Source organism: Maribellus sediminis, assembly GCF_011799805.1.
Lineage (GTDB): Bacteria > Bacteroidota > Bacteroidia > Bacteroidales > Prolixibacteraceae > Draconibacterium > Draconibacterium sediminis_A.
Genome location: NZ_WXUB01000001.1, coordinates 1,739,651 through 1,758,515 on the forward strand (window position 1 = coordinate 1,739,651; position 18,865 = coordinate 1,758,515).

14 protein-coding genes and 1 tRNA gene are annotated in these 18,865 nt (G+C 39.2%); 6 read left to right on the top strand and 9 right to left on the bottom strand.

The features are described from left to right. From HFD85_RS21690 to HFD85_RS06705, 3 genes are read right to left on the bottom strand one after another with little or no spacing between them, the layout of a single operon-like run. Positions 1-1,236, bottom strand: a complete 1,236-nt coding sequence (locus HFD85_RS21690) for a restriction endonuclease subunit S (RefSeq protein ID WP_206081875.1) — start codon at positions 1,234-1,236, stop codon at positions 1-3. Then, positions 1,229-4,198 carry a type I restriction endonuclease subunit R gene (locus HFD85_RS06700; protein WP_167606510.1) on the bottom strand — a complete coding sequence of 990 codons (2,970 nt, stop codon included), beginning with the start codon at positions 4,196-4,198 and terminating at the stop codon, positions 1,229-1,231. The genes HFD85_RS21690 and HFD85_RS06700 overlap by 8 nt, the downstream gene beginning before the upstream one ends. After that, positions 4,195-4,386, bottom strand: coding sequence for a helix-turn-helix domain-containing protein (locus HFD85_RS06705; RefSeq protein WP_167606514.1), 192 nt, complete (start codon positions 4,384-4,386; stop codon positions 4,195-4,197). Before HFD85_RS06705 ends, HFD85_RS06700 begins: the two co-directional genes overlap by 4 nt. Positions 4,387-5,460: 1,074 nt before the next feature. On the opposite strand from HFD85_RS06705, the gene HFD85_RS06710 reads away from it, so the two are divergent. Then, positions 5,461-6,000 (top strand): hypothetical protein, encoded by a 540-nt coding sequence (locus HFD85_RS06710; protein WP_167606517.1) that lies wholly within the window; start codon positions 5,461-5,463, stop codon positions 5,998-6,000. Between the two features lie 422 nt (positions 6,001-6,422). On the opposite strand, the gene HFD85_RS06715 is transcribed toward HFD85_RS06710, so the two are convergent. Genes HFD85_RS06715 through HFD85_RS06725 form a run of 3 tightly spaced genes read right to left on the bottom strand, consistent with a single transcriptional unit; the run spans position 6,423 to position 8,806 of the window. After that, on the bottom strand, positions 6,423-8,348 hold the full coding sequence (locus tag HFD85_RS06715) for a DEAD/DEAH box helicase family protein (RefSeq protein WP_167606520.1): 1,926 nt from the start codon (positions 8,346-8,348) through the stop codon (positions 6,423-6,425). Continuing rightward, the gene (locus HFD85_RS06720) at positions 8,326-8,508 is read right to left on the bottom strand and encodes a hypothetical protein (RefSeq protein ID WP_167606523.1); all 183 of its coding nucleotides are present in this window, start codon (positions 8,506-8,508) and stop codon (positions 8,326-8,328) included. The genes HFD85_RS06715 and HFD85_RS06720 overlap by 23 nt, the downstream gene beginning before the upstream one ends. A 49-nt stretch (positions 8,509-8,557) precedes the next feature. After that, positions 8,558-8,806 (bottom strand): hypothetical protein, encoded by a 249-nt coding sequence (locus HFD85_RS06725; protein WP_167606526.1) that lies wholly within the window; start codon positions 8,804-8,806, stop codon positions 8,558-8,560. Between the two features lie 868 nt (positions 8,807-9,674). Here HFD85_RS06725 and HFD85_RS06730 point away from each other — a divergent pair. Together HFD85_RS06730 and HFD85_RS06735 are read left to right on the top strand one after the other, a co-directional pair. After that, positions 9,675-9,747 (top strand) — tRNA-Trp (locus HFD85_RS06730). A 117-nt stretch (positions 9,748-9,864) separates the two neighbouring features. After that, entirely contained in the window at positions 9,865-10,584 is a 720-nt protein-coding gene (locus HFD85_RS06735; protein WP_167606529.1) for a (Fe-S)-binding protein, read from the top strand. A gap of 52 nt (positions 10,585-10,636) precedes the next feature. Here HFD85_RS06735 and HFD85_RS06740 read toward each other — a convergent pair whose 3' ends face one another. Next, positions 10,637-12,439 carry an ABC transporter ATP-binding protein gene (locus HFD85_RS06740; protein WP_240925014.1) on the bottom strand — a complete coding sequence of 601 codons (1,803 nt, stop codon included), beginning with the start codon at positions 12,437-12,439 and terminating at the stop codon, positions 10,637-10,639. A 62-nt stretch (positions 12,440-12,501) separates the two neighbouring features. After that, positions 12,502-13,848, bottom strand: coding sequence for an adenylosuccinate lyase (gene purB / locus HFD85_RS06745; RefSeq protein WP_167606535.1), 1,347 nt, complete (start codon positions 13,846-13,848; stop codon positions 12,502-12,504). A gap of 246 nt (positions 13,849-14,094) precedes the next feature. On the opposite strand from purB, the gene HFD85_RS06750 reads away from it, so the two are divergent. From HFD85_RS06750 to HFD85_RS06760, 3 genes are all read left to right on the top strand, one after another. Beyond that, positions 14,095-15,492 carry an NfeD family protein gene (locus HFD85_RS06750; RefSeq protein ID WP_167606538.1) on the top strand — a complete coding sequence of 466 codons (1,398 nt, stop codon included), beginning with the start codon at positions 14,095-14,097 and terminating at the stop codon, positions 15,490-15,492. 135 nt (positions 15,493-15,627) lie between these two features. Beyond that, positions 15,628-16,953, top strand: a complete 1,326-nt coding sequence (locus tag HFD85_RS06755) for an SO_0444 family Cu/Zn efflux transporter (RefSeq protein ID WP_167606541.1) — start codon at positions 15,628-15,630, stop codon at positions 16,951-16,953. A gap of 12 nt (positions 16,954-16,965) precedes the next feature. Then, positions 16,966-17,628, top strand: coding sequence for a 3-keto-disaccharide hydrolase (locus HFD85_RS06760; RefSeq protein WP_167606545.1), 663 nt, complete (start codon positions 16,966-16,968; stop codon positions 17,626-17,628). On the opposite strand, the gene HFD85_RS06765 is transcribed toward HFD85_RS06760, so the two are convergent. Continuing rightward, entirely contained in the window at positions 17,629-18,849 is a 1,221-nt protein-coding gene (locus HFD85_RS06765; RefSeq protein WP_167606548.1) for a DEAD/DEAH box helicase, read from the bottom strand. It lies immediately after the preceding gene. Between the last annotated feature and the right edge of the window lie 16 nt (positions 18,850-18,865).

Consider the following 18,865-nt stretch of genomic DNA (forward strand, 5'->3'; position numbering starts at 1 on the left):
TTAATCATTTATTTTAGGTAACAACCCCTGCACTATCCCCTTTTTATGTTCTTTTAATTGTTGAATTTTATCTGATTGCGCTTTGATTAAAATATCTAAAGCTGAAAGACAAGAAGCGATTTTTTGTTGTTCCTTAATTGACGGTAATGGTAGTTTGATTTCAGAAAACTGCTGGTAGCTTACCATTTTCCCATCTCTAATGCCTTCTAAGTTCTTGTTTAGTTGGCGAATATATAAATCAGACTTAAAGTAATATTTGAAAAATATGTCCTCAAGCGTTATTTTTTTTCTGAGTATAATATATGCAGGACTACAAATACCTTTATAATTTGAGTATTCAATTCCTCCTTGAAAAGACCTTAAACTAATGATAAAATCTCCGATCTCTACAATCTTATAGGTTGCAATACTTTGTTCTGAGGCAATAACAGTATAGTTAATCAATTCTCTTGGAATTGCACCATACTCTTGGGTGATAGCAAGTATAGGGAGGTCTGAATTATGGTTTTTATTTGAAATCGGTTCAAATAATTTATCACCGTTTAAATATTCCCACTCCCCATCCTTATTAAACTCTGGGAAACGGTAATTTGGGACTCTCTGATTTTCTTTTGGAAAGATATTTTGAATTAAGCCTTTTTTATATTTATTAAGAGTAACTAGTTTATCATCATGAGAAACTATCAGTTTATCTAAAGAAGAAAGAAAAGATGCAATTTTTTCTTGTTCTCTCTTGTCAACGGGAAGGACTAAAGATTTTGAAAGAAAGGTATCATTATTAATGTTTATGGTGTTTTTTGCTCCTTTCTGAACAATAGACGACAAATAGTCTATTGTTCTTTCTGGGAATTCAAAATAGGCGTCCAAAATAAGCCCAAGTTCAGTTGTTTCTGGTTTAAAAACACCATATAGAGGTGAAACAATAACTGGCTCTGAAACTTTACTCTGCTTAATAATCCCAAACGGAAAATTTCCTGTCGGACTTTTTGTATATATTACATCGCCCGGTAATACTCTTTTGTAATTTTCAGTATTGTTGGCAGCAAATGTTCGACCTAAATATTCAACCTGATTAATAACTCCTTTATGAACTGAAACCGAACAAACTTCTTCTTTTCCAGTACTCTTTTCTTTGTGCTCAAATAAAACATCAGAAAGTTTTCTTTCAGCCCAAGTTTCTTTATTGATAAACTCAGGGAAACGCAATTCAGGTATTATTTTTTTCTCTTTATTCATATGCTGCTAATCCTGATATTTCACGCCCTTGGGCTATTTTTTTTAATTCTGGAATTAAGTCATGCATTAAAGCTGTTTCAGCTTTGCTTCGTTGTTTCCATCCCAGTTCTAATGGTTCCATAAGGTCGGTCAATTTTTCACCATCGAAAATCATTCGACTTATTATATCTTCTACAAAAGATTTTAGTTCGGCGGTTTGCAAACCATGGTCTTTAGAGATTCTAGCCAATTCTTTATCGTGCTTTTCTATTTTAAAGGTTTCGTAGCCTTGATGTAGGTTTTCTACATCGTGTCCTTTCGTCCAATCGAGACTATTAATATAATCCGATAAATCTTCCTGCTCATCCATTAAATTGGCATTAGAGCAAAGTAAACGAATGACTTGTTCTTTCGTCAACTTCTGTGTAGCGGGTTTCTGTTGCGTGCTTTCTGCAATCAGATTTATTATATAGTCGTAATCGATAACTGCTGAGGCAAAAAGCACAAATTCAAAATCAAGTTGCTGAATATCTGGTGAAGCATCTTCTCCTTCTTTTTGCTGAATTTCTCGCAATTGTTTTGCAGTTTCTATATATGAACTTTTAAATTCAAGCAAACTTTCCTTTGGCAATATTGCTTCAATTTTATCTTGCTGTTCTTCGTCTAAATCCGTGTATTGGTCAAGTTGGGTCTTTAGTCGTTGAACCTCTTTAAAACTTTTTACAAAAGCGATGCGAGCAGCATCACCTTTCAGGTTATATACTTCCTGAGGTTCGTTAACTAATTTGTTTTCCGTCATAAAAATACCAAGTTCTTCAACTGCTTTTTGGTATTTTTCAATTACAACTGGTGCAGGGTCAACCAACCAAACTTTAACTGCTCTGTCAGCCTCCTTGCCAGAAAATAGTGTGATAGCTTGGTTTACGGCTTCCTGTTGAGAACGAAAATCTAAGATATTTCCATATGGCTTAGTATCGTTTAACACACGGTTGGTTCGTGAAAAAGCTTGAATCAGTCCGTGAAACTTCAATTTTTTATCTACATACAGGGTGTTGAGATATTTAGAATCGAAACCTGTAAGCAACATATCTACTACAATTGTCAGGTCAATTTTATTTTTATGAGGATAGTCTTTGTTGCTATACTTTTGGTCTTTTATACGACTTTGTACATCTTGATAATACCCATCAAATTCGCTGATATTATGATTTGTGCGATATTGCTTATTATAATCGGCTAGAATTGCTTTAAGTGCTTCCTTTTTTTCTTCAGGATTTTGTTTGTTATCCTCCTGTTCGTTTATTAAATCCTCCTGTATCTGTTGAATATCCTTATTACCCTCGGCAGGTGGAGAAAATACACAGGCAACATTTAGAGGTGAATAGTCTGGATTTATTGCTAGTTTCTGTTGTTGAATTTCTTTAAAAAGCTGATAATATTTTATAGCATCATTAATTGAAGCTGTTGCTAGAATAGCATTAAATCTGCGATGATTGGTAGCGGCATTGTGTTTTTCAATGATAGCTTCAACCACAGCCTGCTGTGCAATTTGCTCACCAGGGTTCGGATTTTGATTTCCTTTTCCTTTGAAATAATCAATGTGAAATTTTAAAACATTTCTATCCTCAATTGCATTTGTAATTGTATATGGATGCAAAAGCTTTTCAAAAATAGAATCGGTTGTTTTATATGTAGCATATTCACCTTCCCTAATATTGTAAGTAGCATTCTCATCAAAGATTGGTGTTCCTGTAAAACCAAATAATTGAGCTTTCGGGAAGAAATCTTTGATTGCTTTGTGATTCTCTCCAAATTGTGAACGGTGGCATTCATCAAAAATGAAAACAACTCGTTTTTTACTTAAAGGTTCTAAGCGTCCTTTGTAGTTACGTTTATTTGTTCCATCTAGTGCCAGTCCAAGTTTTTGAATTGTAGTTACAATAACCTTATCAGCATAGTCAGTAGAAAGTAAACGCCGTACCAGAGTTTCGGTATTTGTGTTTTCCTCCACACTTCCTTCCTGAAATTTATTGAATTCCTCACGAGTTTGTCGGTCGAGGTCTTTTCGGTCAACCACAAACAAGCATTTTTCAATATCTGGATTATCTTTTAGGAGCGTAGATGCTTTAAACGAGGTCAACGTTTTACCGCTACCAGTAGTATGCCAGATATATCCATTCCCTCTGTTCTCATGAATACAATCAACAATAGCTTTTACCGCATAAATTTGGTAAGGTCGCATTACAAGAATTTTTTGTTCGCTTTCGACCAAAACCATGTATTTGCTAATCATTTCACCAAGTGTACACTTGGAAAGGAATTTTTGCGAAAAGGTTTCCAGATGAGTTATTTTATTATTGTCTTCATCTGCCAGTTGATATATCGGCAAGAATTGTTCATCTGCGTTAAATGCAAAATGTTGATTCTTGTTGTTTGCAAAATAATATGTGTTTGTTTTATTACTCACAATGAATAATTGCATAAAACATAGTAGCGAATTTCCATACCCATTCCCAGCTTCATTTTTGTATTCCACTATCTGGTGCATGGCTTTTCGTGGCGATATATCTAGTTTCTTTAATTCAATTTGCACCACCGGCAATCCATTTATAAGTAATATTACATCATAGCGTTGATGGCTGTTTTCTGTATTAATGCGTAATTGACGAATAACCTCATAATCGTTTTTACACCAATCTTTAATGTTTACCAATGTATAATGCATTGGTGTTCCGTCCTCTCTTTGGAAGTATTGTCTTTCGCGTAACAATTTTGATGCTGCGAAAACATCTGGATTGATGATTTCTTCACGTAGCCTCAGAAACTCACTTTCTGTAAGCCGAACATGGTTTAGTGCTTCAAACTTTGTTTTGAAGTTCTCTTCTAGTGACTTTCTATCAACGATGTCCGATCGGAAGGTGTATTTTAGCTCTTCTGTGAGCTGCTTAACCAAATTTTCTTCTATTTGTATTTCTTTTGTCATTTATCTTCTTTCAGTAAATCTTTAGGGTTGACATCAAGTATTCTTGCGATCTCGTAAAGCACTTCAAGTCTGGGTTGCTGTCGATTCTGGACATAGCCATTCACCATATTGTAACTCTTCCCGAGCTGTTCAGCCAACCATTTTTGTTTTATTCCCTTTTCTTCAAGTACTTCTTTTATTCGGTTCATTTCCGTATAAATTTTAGTCGCCAATATAATCATTTAGACTATTTATCTCGAAAAACAATACAAAAAATGTTTGAATTATATATTGTGTACCATATAATAAGGCTACTGTGGTATGCCCGAAGTCGGTTTTTCGACATCGGCTCATTTTCAAAGGATTAACGCTATCTGTTTTTTTTCGCGTTGATTTTTTGTCATTTACCGACTTCCATTTTTCAGTTCGGCTGATTATTAGGCTATTGCATAGCTAGTCCCGAACTTCCATTTGTTAGTTCGGCTGGTGATGTTTTGAGCTGCCGTCAAAGCGCGTGTATGCACAGGAGTTCTTTTCAGGCTTTTTTACCCGCTTTTCATTTTCCCGCTAGTTATAATAGCCTGTAGTCTCTGGAGCCAAATTACAGCTTCATTTTACGTATGAAATTGATGTTTTTCATAGTGAAATTCCGTATAAATTTTTTAAAATTTTGGAAGTATACATGAGAGCGGTTGTGTGATATGAATTGCCCCCGGTCGATTTTTTGCCGGGAAAACGTATAAAATTTTGCATGGGTGGGGTACCCTCGCTTTTTTCATTCGTTACTATTCAAATTCGTTTTAAAAATTCAGGTTTGCATTTAACATTTCAATTTCTGTTGCTACCTTTAGCATCGAATAAAAACCGATTGCGAATGAAGTAAACCTTTTTAGGTAGATAAAATATTGATGTTGCTGCGATTGTCCGGTTCCAGAAATCCGCCAGATTTTAATGAATACACCGAGGAAAATAGCAGGACGGTTAACGTATGGGCGTAACCGGCTTGTTGGTGTATGGGCTTCTGGCGGAGCCTCTCTGGTTGACAAGTTTGGTTGCGCCTTCTTGTTTTAACGACATAAGCAAAAACTTTAACGTGTTTATACCGAGTTTAATATATGCGTTGCTTACCCTGAATCAGGAACCGCCAGAGTGTTTTTTTTATACACCCAGGGATAGCTTACGTTGAGGCGTGGGCTGTTCGTACTGATTAATTGGTAAGTTCAGCCTAACGCTTCTAAAAATAAACCCCTTCTGTGGGCTGTAGAAGGATAATTAATTTTTCTATGAAAAACCCGTTATATGTACTAATTGGACTAATTCTTTTTATTGTGATTATAATTTGGGCTTCCGTTGCCCCGCCTACTTCAAAGGCTACTCCATTTCCTACTTCTCCCGATGAATTTGGTACGCATTTTTTCAACTGTCTTAAGACCAACGATCTCAATTCTTTTCGCAACTATTTTCTTTCGGAGCAAGAACTTCGAGATGTTTTGGCCAATGGTTCTCTGAATATTCCTAAAGAAGAACACCAAAACACTATTGATTTTTATTTGAAAGATACTGGCAAGCCTGGCTTTGTTGCTGATGTTCTTGATGATTTTCGTTCTGACAGGAGTGTTAAAGGTGTGGACTGGAGCGATTCTTATTTTGAATCTGTTGAATATTCTGTTGACACCGAGGAGCTCGAAGAAATGGATGTTTATTATTTTACCATTACTTTTCTTTGTAAAGGTGAACGTTATAAATTTGATAAGATTGGTGCCCTTAAGGTGAGGTACTATTATAATGAAGTCACTTATGACCGCTATATCCTATTCTTCTAAATAAAAAAAGGCCGGGAGAAATTAACTCCCAGCCTCTTATCTTTTATACCGATTACCTTTCGTAAAACCATTCTTTCGGTTGTTTACTTACGTTGGATTTTAAATTAAATCTGACTCATTTTTGCTTCATCTGACATTTTGCTATTCCCTAATTTTGTAATCATTTGTTAATCAGCCGACACAAATAAATGTTGTTTCGGGAATTGGTTTAATTATCTGACTTATTGCTACTTTATCATTTTGTAAGTTACTGACAATCTGCCAAGTCCCCAAAAAGTTGACTTGGTAATTTAATTGATTCTCTGACACTTTGCTACAATCAGTTGCTTTACAACTTTCCTTTTCAAACCACACTTCAGGAGGAGTGCATAGGTTTAGTGAATCTACCTTAATACAACTTCACTATTTCGTTGCACTGTTTATTATTTCGGGCTTAACTTTCCTTGATAATATACCAGATGTTTGAAGTCGTAGGTTTCCAAATAATCTTCAATCGTTTCGTTTATCTTATCCAGCCTTAATTTGCCATTTGACCTTGTAGTATGCAGACAAAACTTATAAAGGTTATCAATCAATATCGATGAATTGGTTGGATTTTGGACATCTTGTTTGAGTAGTTTTTTCCATTCTAATGCTGTAAGTAATTCGCCTTTTTGATGATAAATATTTTCCATTAACGTTTTTATTTTTGCTGGTGTTGTACCTTCAAAAAATTTAATGGCTGAATTGATGTGATTAAACTTATTCCCGTTAAGGCTCATTAATTCCTGCAACACTCCTTCATGGTTATGGCTCTGCCTGAACAGGGAATTGATTTCAATTAATCGTTTGGGCGTTATCTGTGCCTTTTTTCCTAACTCATGAATCTCACGCAGTTTGTCTTCCCTCTCTTGAAGCGTCTTTAAACCTTTCGATCCGAAATGCTTATTGATAGTGTCTACCATGTTTGACTCTGAATAATTGAAGTTCATTTTCACGGCCAAATCGTTAATGAGGTCGTGATCGCTTTCAATGTATTCTCGCAATCGAGTTTGCGCAGTCTTTCTACTTTTCTGCTGAGAACCTGCCGGAGTTACAACAATACCATCTAATTCAGGTAAGCATTGGAATTCAATATCTGGGAATAGACTTTCTGTTACCAATATTAGGTCATCACCACTCAGTCCGCGCAACTTTTCATATACACTGTATGCGATTTTACACTTATCAGCTGTAAGGATGTTTTTGTTATTCAGATAAACCTGATCCGAGATCATCGGTTTCAATCTCTTCAGAAGTTGCTGTATCTGCTTATTATCCGATGCCAGTACTTCGGTGACAAAATCAATGCGTTCCTGTATTTCGTTAGAATCAAACGCCTCCAGCTGCTTTCCATACGGTGAATTGTAGTAGTGGTAGCTCCTTTTATAATTTCGACAACGCCCCAAGTATTGTGCAAAACCAAATGGATCGAAGCAATCTAACAAGTAAACCTGTTGGATATCTTGGCTCGTAATATTGACTCCGGCTTGTGCTACGCTATTGATAAGGAATACATCAAAATTTGTGGGTAGGCTGTCATTATTCATCAAATACTGCCATTCGGTCTTACTTTTTGTATCAGCATTCAGGATGCACACATTTATTGATGAATTGTACTCTGTAATTAAACTTCTCAATTGTTCCTGGTGCCTTTTTGTTTCCATAAAAACTACTACCGGACCCTTAAAATCTTCGGTGATTTCATAAGCTACTGTTCGTAACAATCCTTTCTTTACTGTTGTCTGGTAAACCTCCTGTTTCCTGTCTTTTTTAAATTGAAACTCTATTTCATTATCAATTTCCAAGAGAAATTTGCTTACCCAACTTGAAGGCGTTGCACTAAATCCGATTACAGGAAATTCCTTATCCAGTATCGCCTGCATTGTAGCAGTATGTTTTTCTCTGGGAGCTTGCAGGTATGTATGGGTTTCATCCATTATTACCACAGTATCTTTTCCGGTAAAGTTGATTTCTTCAATCAGTTTGTAAGCCGAATCGACCGTTGATAACATGATTCGATTTTTTATCGTCGATTTATTATCAGCAATAGCTTTTTCTATCGTTCTGCTGTTTACAATTACTGCATCAAGCCCCTTGGCAACCAGTTTAACCTTGACCTGCTCGGTTATGGATATCTGCGGAAAGAGAACCACAAAGTTTTTATCTGGATTACATTCCATGATTTCAATTGCCATCGTCGTTTTTCCTGAACCGACTGGAGAGTTAAAGTGAATTTTAATACCGTTTTTTATGGCATCGTCACACTTTTTTAAAATCTCATCACTTTTTTCGCTTAGGTATTTGTTAATTGTTATTGGCTGTTCCATCGTTCTCCACGTTAAGGTTTAATTCAACTTTTTTTATCGTTCCATCTTCAATTAAATGCCGGATTGCGCGACCTGAACAACCCAATTTTTGACGAACCTCCTTTAATGTTGCAGCGGTTCTTCCATCGGCTAAAATATAGTTTATTTCAAAATTCTTCATCGTTTCTAGTTTTAAAAGCCCAGGCACCATAGGCCCCGGACATTGTTAATCATTTTTCATTCTCAGTTGTGATATTACTTTCTCCGTAATAGTTTGGATTGAGGTTCGCAAGCGCGTGTTGGAGAAAAATATTCTCAACTTCTGGTCTGCTCTTAATCGCCTTACCCATCAACCTTACAAGGGCATCGTATGGATGAGTATCTTTCCAAAAATATTTGAGGGTCATTTCTTCCCAAATTTGAGCTGCCTCTGACCTGAGGACCATCGGGTGTATTTCAAGTGTTGCTTCATTTTCCATTTTCATCTGTTTTTAGATTCATAAAATCATTTTCGTGTAGCTCGTTCACAAGGTTGCGGAACAAAGCCGATTGCGTTTTAAAAGGCGATTGGGCGCATAGGTCATCCCATTGTTGCCGTGTCGTTGGCGTAAGCCTTACGTGTAGTTGCAGATTCTTCTTCATTGCTATTGTTTTGTTATTAACTTGCTGATTATACAGCTCTTATCCTATGTTTATCATAGTAATTTCGGTACACATATTTGAAGTTTCGAGGTATAAATATGTACCATTTTGCCATTTATTTTGATGGTATTGGAAGTCCTTCAATCGATTCTAAATGTATTCCCCGGTTCGCAAACAAAATTGTTGAAATGCATCAGTTTTGATTGCTCATTTAATTTGTAAACTGAACCATTTTTTATTCCGGCCCTGGAAAGGGAGTATGCTTATCGATTGAACCACGAAATTCTACTCGGACATTAGCTTTTTTTGAGGATTGCATCCTTCTGAGACCAACCACAAGCCTGTACACGCCTTTGGATGCCTGATTACTATTAATTGGGTCAGTATTGTGTTAACGTGGTGGAACTGGTTTCTTTTTATGTTTCGATTTTAATCTTACTTCGAGTAGTTTAAAATCGTTTGGGGCTTGGCTCACTTCATCAACGCATCTATATTTACATAAACAGTTATTGATAAAACACGGGGGTGTCTTATAATCTGTCTATGCAAAATATCTGCTTCTGGGGCATTTTGTAGCGCCTTTTTCCTGTTGTTAATAACTTTTAATATAAATCTTCAGTCAGTCGGTTTCGTGCTAAAAATTACCTATTCCTGTTTAAAGATAGTTTAAAGATTAGGTGGGCGAAATTCCTGTAACTCCGGAATACGGGTGTAGCTCAGTTGGTAGAGCACTGGTCTCCAAAACCAGGTGTCGGGCGTTCGAGTCGCTCCTCCCGTGCCGAAGGAAAAGAGGTTTCACAAACGTGAAGCCTCTTTTTTTATTCCTTTTTTTTCGTTGACTCATAAGCTGTGTTTCCTATTCTTTTCGCTATTTTCAGGACCAAAATCGGCATCAATGAAGATTGACGTATTTATTCCTTGCTTTATCGATCAGTTTTATCCTGATACAGCTTTCAATTTTATTAAAGTACTGGAGAAAGTTGGATGCACTGTAAATTACAATCCGGAACAAACCTGTTGCGGTCAACCTGCATTTAACAGCGGCTACTGGGAAGAGGCACGAACGGTGGCTTTAAAGTTTATTACTGATTTTTCTGAGGCCAATCTGGTGGTTTCGCCTTCGGCATCGTGCAGCGGATTTATACGAAATTATTACCCTGAACTGTTTAACGATGATTCATTCAAATCAAAAGCTGTGCTTATCGGCAAAAAAGTTGTAGAGTTTTCCGATTTTTTGGTCAATCAATTAAAGGTTGTTGATGTTGGGGCTGAATTCAATCACAAGGTAACTTTTCACGATTCGTGTGCCGGACTTCGCGAATACGGAATTGAGGAAGAGCCCCGGAAATTATTGGCTCGTGTAAAAGGACTGGAATTGGTTGAAATGGATAAACGCACCACCTGCTGTGGTTTTGGCGGTACTTTCGCTGCCAAATTTCACAACATCTCAACAGCTATGACCGAGCAAAAAGTTGAAAATGCACTGAAGACCGGTGCTGAATACATTGTGTCAACTGAAGCATCCTGTTTGTTGAACATGGAAGCGTACATTCGAAAACAGCAGCTTCCCATAAAAACCGTTCACCTGGCCGATATACTTGCCAACGGCTGGTAATTTCTCTGTTCCAATAAGCTCGTGGCTCGTGGCTCACACTCGAAGCTATCAATTAAAACACCTGCATTTTATGCAAACGGGTGTACCTACCATTCTGTTTTAGGAGTTCATCGTGGCTGCCACGTTCAACAATACGGCCTTCATCCAAAACACAAATCATATCTGCGTTTTTAATTGTGGAAAGGCGGTGTGCAATAACCAGTGATGTACGGTTCTTCATCAGGTTTTCGAGCGCCTCCTGCACCAGTCGTTCCGATTCGGTATCGAGTGCCGAAGTAGCTTCGTCGAGGATCAGAATAGGTGGATTTCTCAAAATCGCCCGTGCAATGGATAAGCGTTGCTTTTGTCCGCCCGATAGTTTGTCACCGCGATCGCCAATCTTGGTTTCGTAGCCATTTTCTGAGGCCATGATGAATTCGTGCGCGTTGGCAATTTTGGCTGCTTTAACTACAGCCTCCTGAGTGGCATTTTCAACACCAAAAGCAATGTTGTTAAAAATGGTATCGTTAAATAAAATCGGTTCCTGGTTTACGTTTCCGATCAGGTTGCGCAACGAATGTAATTTCAGATCGCGGATGTCTGTTCCATCGATTTTTATACTGCCCGAACTAATATCCCAGAAACGCGGCAACAAGTCAACAAACGTAGTTTTTCCGCTACCCGATGAACCTACCAGTGCAATGGTTTTTCCTTTTTCAATTTCAAGTGAAACGTCATTCAAAACAGTGGCTTTCTCGTAGGCAAAACTCACATTTTCATACTGAATGTGATGTTCAAACGACTCGATGTTTTTAGCATCGGGTTTATCCTTGATGGTTACTTCAGCCGCCAGAACATGATCGATACGGTGCATGGAAGCCAAACCTTTTTCGATGCTGTACAAGGCCGTTGAAAAGGCTTTGGCAGGATTGATGATGCCATAAAAGAAAACCATGTAACCAATAAATTCAGCGGCTGATAAGGACGATTTTCCGTCTCCGAGAATGATGGATCCGCCGTACCACAATACAATTACAATAACAATGGTTCCCAAAAATTCGCTTGCAGGATGGGCTAAATGACGACGCCACATCAGGCGGTTCATAATTGATCGGTAGCTGTCGTTTTCTTTTTGAAAACGATTGATGGCTTTTTCTTCAGCATTGAAGGATTTAATGATTCGAAGTCCCGAAAGATCTTCCTCTATTATGGAAAGAATCTCACCCAGTTTGTCCTGACCTTTCGACGATACGCGCTTTAAACTTCTTCCGATACGCCCGATAATAAATCCTGTTACCGGAAGCATAATAAAGACAAACAACGTCAACGACCAGCTCATATAAATCATTGCACCAAGAAATACGATAATCAAAATCGGATTTTTGATCATCATGCCCAGCGAGTTGGCAATTGAGTTTTCAACTTCCTGCACATCGCTGGTGATACGGGCCATAATGTCGCCTTTTCGTTCCTCGGAAAAGTAACCCAGCGGCAAGCCAATAATCTTATTGTATATCAGCGATCGGATGTCGTAAACCACCCCGTTTCTCAATCCAATCAGTACAAAATCAGATAAATAAGTAAAACCGACTTTTAGTAAAGTCATGATGATTATGATGGCTCCGATCAGCATTAACGCTCGCTGCTGGCCCTGATCAATAATGAACTGACTGATGTAATAATTAAGGTTATGAGTTATGGCATCGGTAGAAAACGAAAATGGCACTTTTTCGGTTACCAGTTCCTTGGTTTGGAAGAGAATATCCAATGTAGGAATAAGCATGGCGAAAGAAAACACACCAAATATTGCCCCCAATAGGTTGTACACAATATTTAAAACGACCTTCCACCTATAAGGCGGAACAAATCGTTTCATTAATTTCAGAAATTCTTTCATATACTGGCTGTGAACACAGGATTACCGGTTGATTAATTGAATTAAAAAATACCGGTATAATTCTGAGGCGTGATCGCCTTCAATTCCGCTTTCACTTTATCATTAACGTCGAGTGTGTCGATAAAATTATGTATAGCTTCTTTATTAATAACATCGTTTCTGCGGGTAAGATCCTTCAGTGCCTCGTAAGGATTCGGGAAAAACTCGCGGCGAAGGATGGTCTGAATGGCTTCGGCAACCACCGCCCAGTTGTCTTCCAGGTCTTTTTCGATTGCAGCAGTGTTAATGAGCAATTTATCCAAACCTTTTAAAGTTGACTTAATGGCGATAATGGTATGGCCAAACGGGACACCGATAAAACGGGTTACGGTAGAATCGGTGAGGTCGCGCTGCAAACGCGAAACCGGAAGTTTTTGTGCCAGTTGTTCGAACCCTGCATTGGCAATGCTGATGTTTCCTTCCGAGTTTTCAAAATCGATCGGATTGACTTTATGCGGCATGGTTGATGAACCCACTTCTCCTTTTTTGATTTTTTGTTTGAAGTAGTTCATCGAAACATAGGTCCACACATCACGGTCGAGATCAAGAATAATGTTATTGATGCGCTTCAATGCATCGAAAATGGCACTGTGGTTATCGTAATGCGAAATCTGCGTCGTGTATTGCGAACGGTTCAGTCCCAGTTTTTCTTTTAGAAAATTATTGGCAAATTCTTCCCAGTTAATTTCGGGATAAGCCACGTAATGTGCATTAAAATTACCGGTAGCACCACCAAATTTAGCATCGATGGCAACCGATTTTAAATGTACCAGTTGCACCATGATCCGTTCGATAAAAACCTTAATTTCTTTACCCAGTTTTGTTGGTGATGCGGGCTGACCATGTGTTTTTGCCAGCATTGGAATATCTTTCCATTCGTTGGCCAGCGTCAGCAACTTTTCAATCAGCTTTTGTAACAGCGGGTAATATTCGTTTTCCAGCGCATCCTGAATCGATTTCGGAATAGCTGTATTGTTGGCATCCTGTGAGGTAAGTGCAAAATGGATGAACTCTTTGTATTTCGAAAGGCCAAGTTTGTCAAATTCTTCCTTAATAAAATATTCAACAGCTTTCACATCGTGATTGGTGACGCTTTCAATATCCTTAATGCGTTGTGCGTCTTCAAGCGAAAAGTTTTTGTGAAGCTCGCGGAGCTTTTCCAGTTTTTCTTTTTCGATTCCTTCAAGTTGGGGAAGAGGCAGTTCGCAAAGTGCTATAAAGTATTCAACTTCAGTAAGCAAACGATATTTAATAAGGGCAAATTCGCTAAAATAATTTCCAAGTCCTTCAACTTTGTTACTGTACCTTCCGTCAACCGGAGATATTGCTGTTAAGGTATTCAATTCCATTTCGATAATAATATTAAGCCGCAAATTTAACAATTTAAAGCGATGAACCTGTGGCTTTGTGTGATTTTCCGAACTTTAAGCGGCAACCATAAAGTTGTTCTTCTGCAAATCTGTATTAAGAAAATATTGAAATCAGTTTTTGAAGCAGAATCGTTATGCAGCATATGTTTTAATGCATCAAATGCAACCTTTCTGTGTAGTTTTGATGTATATTCGTAAAAACGTCTACCTGAAAAATCTTGAAAAATGAGAAGATTAGTAATCCTGCTTTTTTTGCTGATTTCTGTGGTTGTATTCGCGCAAGAAAAGAATAAAACACTGGTGTATAAAATCGACATCAAACAAAACATTATGCCTGCCACACAACGCCAGGTTAGGCAAGCCTTTCAGGCAGCCGATTCCCTGCATGCAAAATATTTCCTGATTCACATGAATACTTACGGAGGAACTGTGCTTGATGCTGATTCTATTCGGACAATGATTCTTCGAAGCAAAATTCCGGTATATGTTTTTATCGATAACAATGCCGCGTCAGCAGGAGCGTTGATTTCGATTGCCTGCGACGGTATTTATATGCGACCGGGCTCAAGTATTGGTGCCGCAACGGTAGTGAATCAAACCGGCGAAGCCATGCCCGACAAGTACCAGAGCTACATGCGGTCGACCATGCGTGCTACTGCCGAAGCCCATGGAAAAGATACTGTGGTGACTGCCGACAATGACACAATCATTAAATGGTTCCGCGATCCGCTGATTGCCGAAGCAATGGTGGACCAGAGCATTTATGTTGAGGGAATTTCTGATACAGGAAAAGTATTAACATTTACAGCCCTTGAAGCGATGGAAAATGGTTTTTGTGAAGGAATTGCTGAGAATGTGAACGAAGTGTTGGAGCAAATAGGCGTATCCGATTATGAACTGGTGACCTACGAACCAACATTACTTGAAAAAGTAATAGGTTTACTGGTAAATCCTGTTGTTTCAGGGCTTTTGATTATGGCCATCATTGGCGGAATATATTTTGAGATGCAATCGCCGGGAATTGGTTTCCCTCTTGGGATTGCTGTGCTTGCCGCCATCTTGTATTTCGCACCGCTGTACCTCGAAGGTTTGGCTGCCAACTGGGAAATTGTAATTTTCATTGTTGGGATCATCCTGATTTTCATAGAGATATTTGCAATACCTGGATTTGGCGTTGCCGGAGTAACCGGAATTGTTCTTGTATTTGCCGGGCTGGTGCTCAGCCTGATCGACAATGTGAATTTTGATTTTGATGGTGTTGAACTCAGAGGTTTTGGAGTGGCCATAACCACGGTTGTTTTGGGCGTCTTTGGCGGATTTCTGCTTTCGCTGTACCTCGGGCAAAAGGTATTTACTGCACAATCGGGTATGTTCAAAAACTTTGCGTTGAATACGGTTCAGCATGCCAACGAAGGATACATCAGTATAGAAACCAATATGCTGCTTTTGAAAGGTAAAGAGGGAGTTGCTCAAACGGTACTTCGTCCGGGAGGAAAGGTGCTGATTGAAGGTGAAGTGTATGATGCGGTTGCCGAAACCGGCTTTATCGACAAAGGTGAAAATGTAATCGTAACGAGAATTGAAGCAACTCAAATCTATGTGGAAAGAGCAGAAATAGCTTAAACCAACAGTGGCCTTTCTAATTTCATAAAAACTTGAAAGTAATTCCCAAAATTCTATAATCAGATAGACTTGACTCAGTATTAATTTTGTTTTTGCGAAGAACAAGCAGAAAGTTGATTTGTTTTATGGAATGTTATGGTAGAATTTATTAGCAAATACATTACAGAGTTGTGGTTTTTAGTGTTGGAAATGGCGCCATGGTTGTTGTTGGGATTGATCTTTGCCGGACTACTGAAAGTTTATTTTCCGCAAAAACACATTGATAAGTACCTGGGGAAAAGCAACCTTAAATCGGCGTTAAATGGTTCTATTCTTGGAATTCCGATGCCTTTGTGTTCCTGTGGAGTAATTCCAACGGGGATTTCTTTTTACAAGGACGGAGCATCAAAAGGCGCTACAAATTCATTTCTGATATCGACGCCACAAACAGGAGTCGACTCTATTTTTGCAACTTATTCGATGCTGGGTTGGCCATTTGCAGTGTTGCGGCCGATCGTAGCATTTGTAACCGGTGTGGCCGGTGGTGCTTTAACCAACTGGCTGGTGAAAGACAAACCAAAACCAAAGCCGGCATCGCCTTTTGCCGATTTCAAACTCGATGTTGGAACCGTAAACGGAACCGAAACGTGCAGCGACGATTCGTGTGGTTGCCACGAGCCTCGTGTAAACGATAAGCGGCATTCGCTGGTAAAGGCGGCCGACTATGCATTTGTTGAATTGCTGCAGGATATCGCAAAATGGCTGATCATTGGATTTTTGTTGGCAGCACTGATTTCAGTTTTGATTCCTGATGATTTTTTTAGTCGTTTTCAGGGGTGGGGAATTGTTGAGATATTGCTGGTATTGGCTGCTTCTGTACCAATCTACATTTGTGCCACCGGTTCAATTCCGGTAGCTGCGGTTTTGTTAATGAAAGGAGTTTCTCCGGGTGCCGCACTGGTTTTTTTAATGGCAGGTCCGGCAACGAATGTGGCTACCATGACCGTTTTAGGGAAAACCATGGGGAAGAAATCGCTAGCCGTGTACATGGCTACCATTACCGGAGGGGCAATAATTTTTGGGTTGTTGACCAACTGGCTCATTCCGGCTGATTTTATTTTAAGCAAAGTGATGCATATTCACGGCGATGGAAGCGAACACCAAATGTTACCCGACTGGCTGGAGTGGGCTTCTGCTTTTCTCCTGATTTTTTCGATACTGGGAGGTTATTTCTATTCAAAACTCAGAAAGAAAGCCGGTATGAAAAAGATGGAAGGAACCACTTATATTGTTGAAGGGATGACCTGTTCGCATTGCGAGGCCAGCGTGAAACGTAACCTTGAGTCGATCAAAGGGATTCAACAGGTTATGGCCAGCAATGATTCAAATACCGTAAAAATTATTGGATCGGGTTATAAAGAAGATAAAATCAGGCAGACAATTGAAGAAATAGGTTATAAATTTGTAGGAAAAGCAATTTAGCCATTCATAGTCATGTCGTATAAATATCTCATCGTTTTAGTATTGATCGTTTTGGGAGCCTGTTCTTCGGGCAAAAAGGCTGAACAGAAACAAAATGAAATCCCAGAACAGCAAATTCCTGAAGGAACACAGTCGTTGTTTGATGGGAACACACTCGATGGATGGGAAATCACCAATTTTGGAACCCAGGGACCTGTTCGTGTCTCAGGCGGCAAGATCATCATTTCCATGGGCGATGGCTGTAGTGGAATCAATCACACTGCCGATTTTCCAAAAGTAAATTATGAAGTTGGCCTCGAAGCCCGAAAAACATCGGGTAACGATTTTTTCTGCGGCTTAACATTTCCTGTTAATGAAAGATTTTGTTCGCTGATTGTTGGAGGTTGGGGAGGACCGGTTGTAGGATTGAGTACAATAGATGGCCTCGATGCTTCGGAAAACGAAACTAAAATCCTTAAAAATTTTGAGAAAGACCGGTGGTATTCGATTCGCTTGAAGGTGAACGACAAAAAGATCAAGGTGTGGATTGACGATGAAGTAGTGGTTGATTTTGATTACTCGGAACGTGAACTTGGGATTCGGCCCGAAGTCAGACTTTCCCGGCCATTTGGCCTGTGCACCTGGATGACCACGGCAGAGATACGCAATTTCTGGCTACGTGAGAATACTCAATAATTATTTCTTTTTGCGGCGTTTGCTTTGCGCCTTTTCATTTTCGCTCATAAGTTTTTTCCAGTTGTAATCGGTATCCTCTGTAAAATCGAGTGTTTCGTGGTAATCTTCTTTGGCAATTTCCAAAACGGTAATTTCCATTCCCAGGAACGTTTCAATTTCTGAAAGAATCACCTTTTCTTCGGAGCTGCAAAACGAGAAAGCCTGTCCTTTTTGCGCACCACGTCCGGTACGGCCAACGCGGTGTACATAATTCTCGGCAACTTCAGGGAGGTCGTAATTCACCACAAAATCAACATTAGGGATATCAATTCCCCGCGCACTTACGTCGGTAGCAATCAGCAGTTTCGATTTCCCGCTTTTAAAATCCTGCATGGTGGTGTTACGTTCCTTCTGGTCCTTATCGCTGTGAATGGTATCAGCCTGAATATTTACCCGCTCCATTGCCTTTTTCACGCGTTCGGCACGTACTTTCGTTCTTACAAAAGCCAGAATCTTTGCATCCGGATTTTCTTTTACCAGGCGCTCGAGAAAGGCTCGTTTATCGTCCATTTCAATAAAAGCCACCTTGTGGTCAACATTCTTTGCCACCGGATTTTTCGGCGAAACCTGAATGCGAATAGGCTTGCTCACCAACGAATACGCCAGCTTTTTAATTTTCGGATTGATGGTAGCAGAGAAAAACAGGGTTTGCCTGTTTCGTGGAAGAAAGCGGATAAGGCTTTCAATATCTTTAATAAATCCGAGATCGAGCATGTGGTCGGCTTCGTCGAGGATCAGGGTATCTACCTGGTCGAGGATCAAGTGTCCCTGGCTCACCAAGTCAAACAACCTTCCGGGTGTTGCAACTAAAACATCCACACCGCTTTTCAGTGCATTAATTTGCGGATCCTGTTCAACACCACCAATTATCACGGCGGTTTTTACTCTGGTATTTTTTGATAGTTTTTCAAATACGCCGGCTATTTGTTCGGCCAGTTCGTGGGTTGGCGCCATCACCAGGCATTTTACTCCCGGATGTTCTTTTCTCTTTTGAATTTTATAGATCACAGGTATTGCAAAAGCAGCTGTTTTACCGGTGCCGGTTTGTGCAATGGCCAGCACATCTTCGCCTTTTAAAATAGGAGGGATGGCTTTGAACTGAATATCGGTTGGCCTCCGAAAACCCTGTTCGGCAAGGTTTGCCTTAATTTCTTTTGATATGGAATATGCTTCGAACTTCATGTTGTTTCTGAATTTT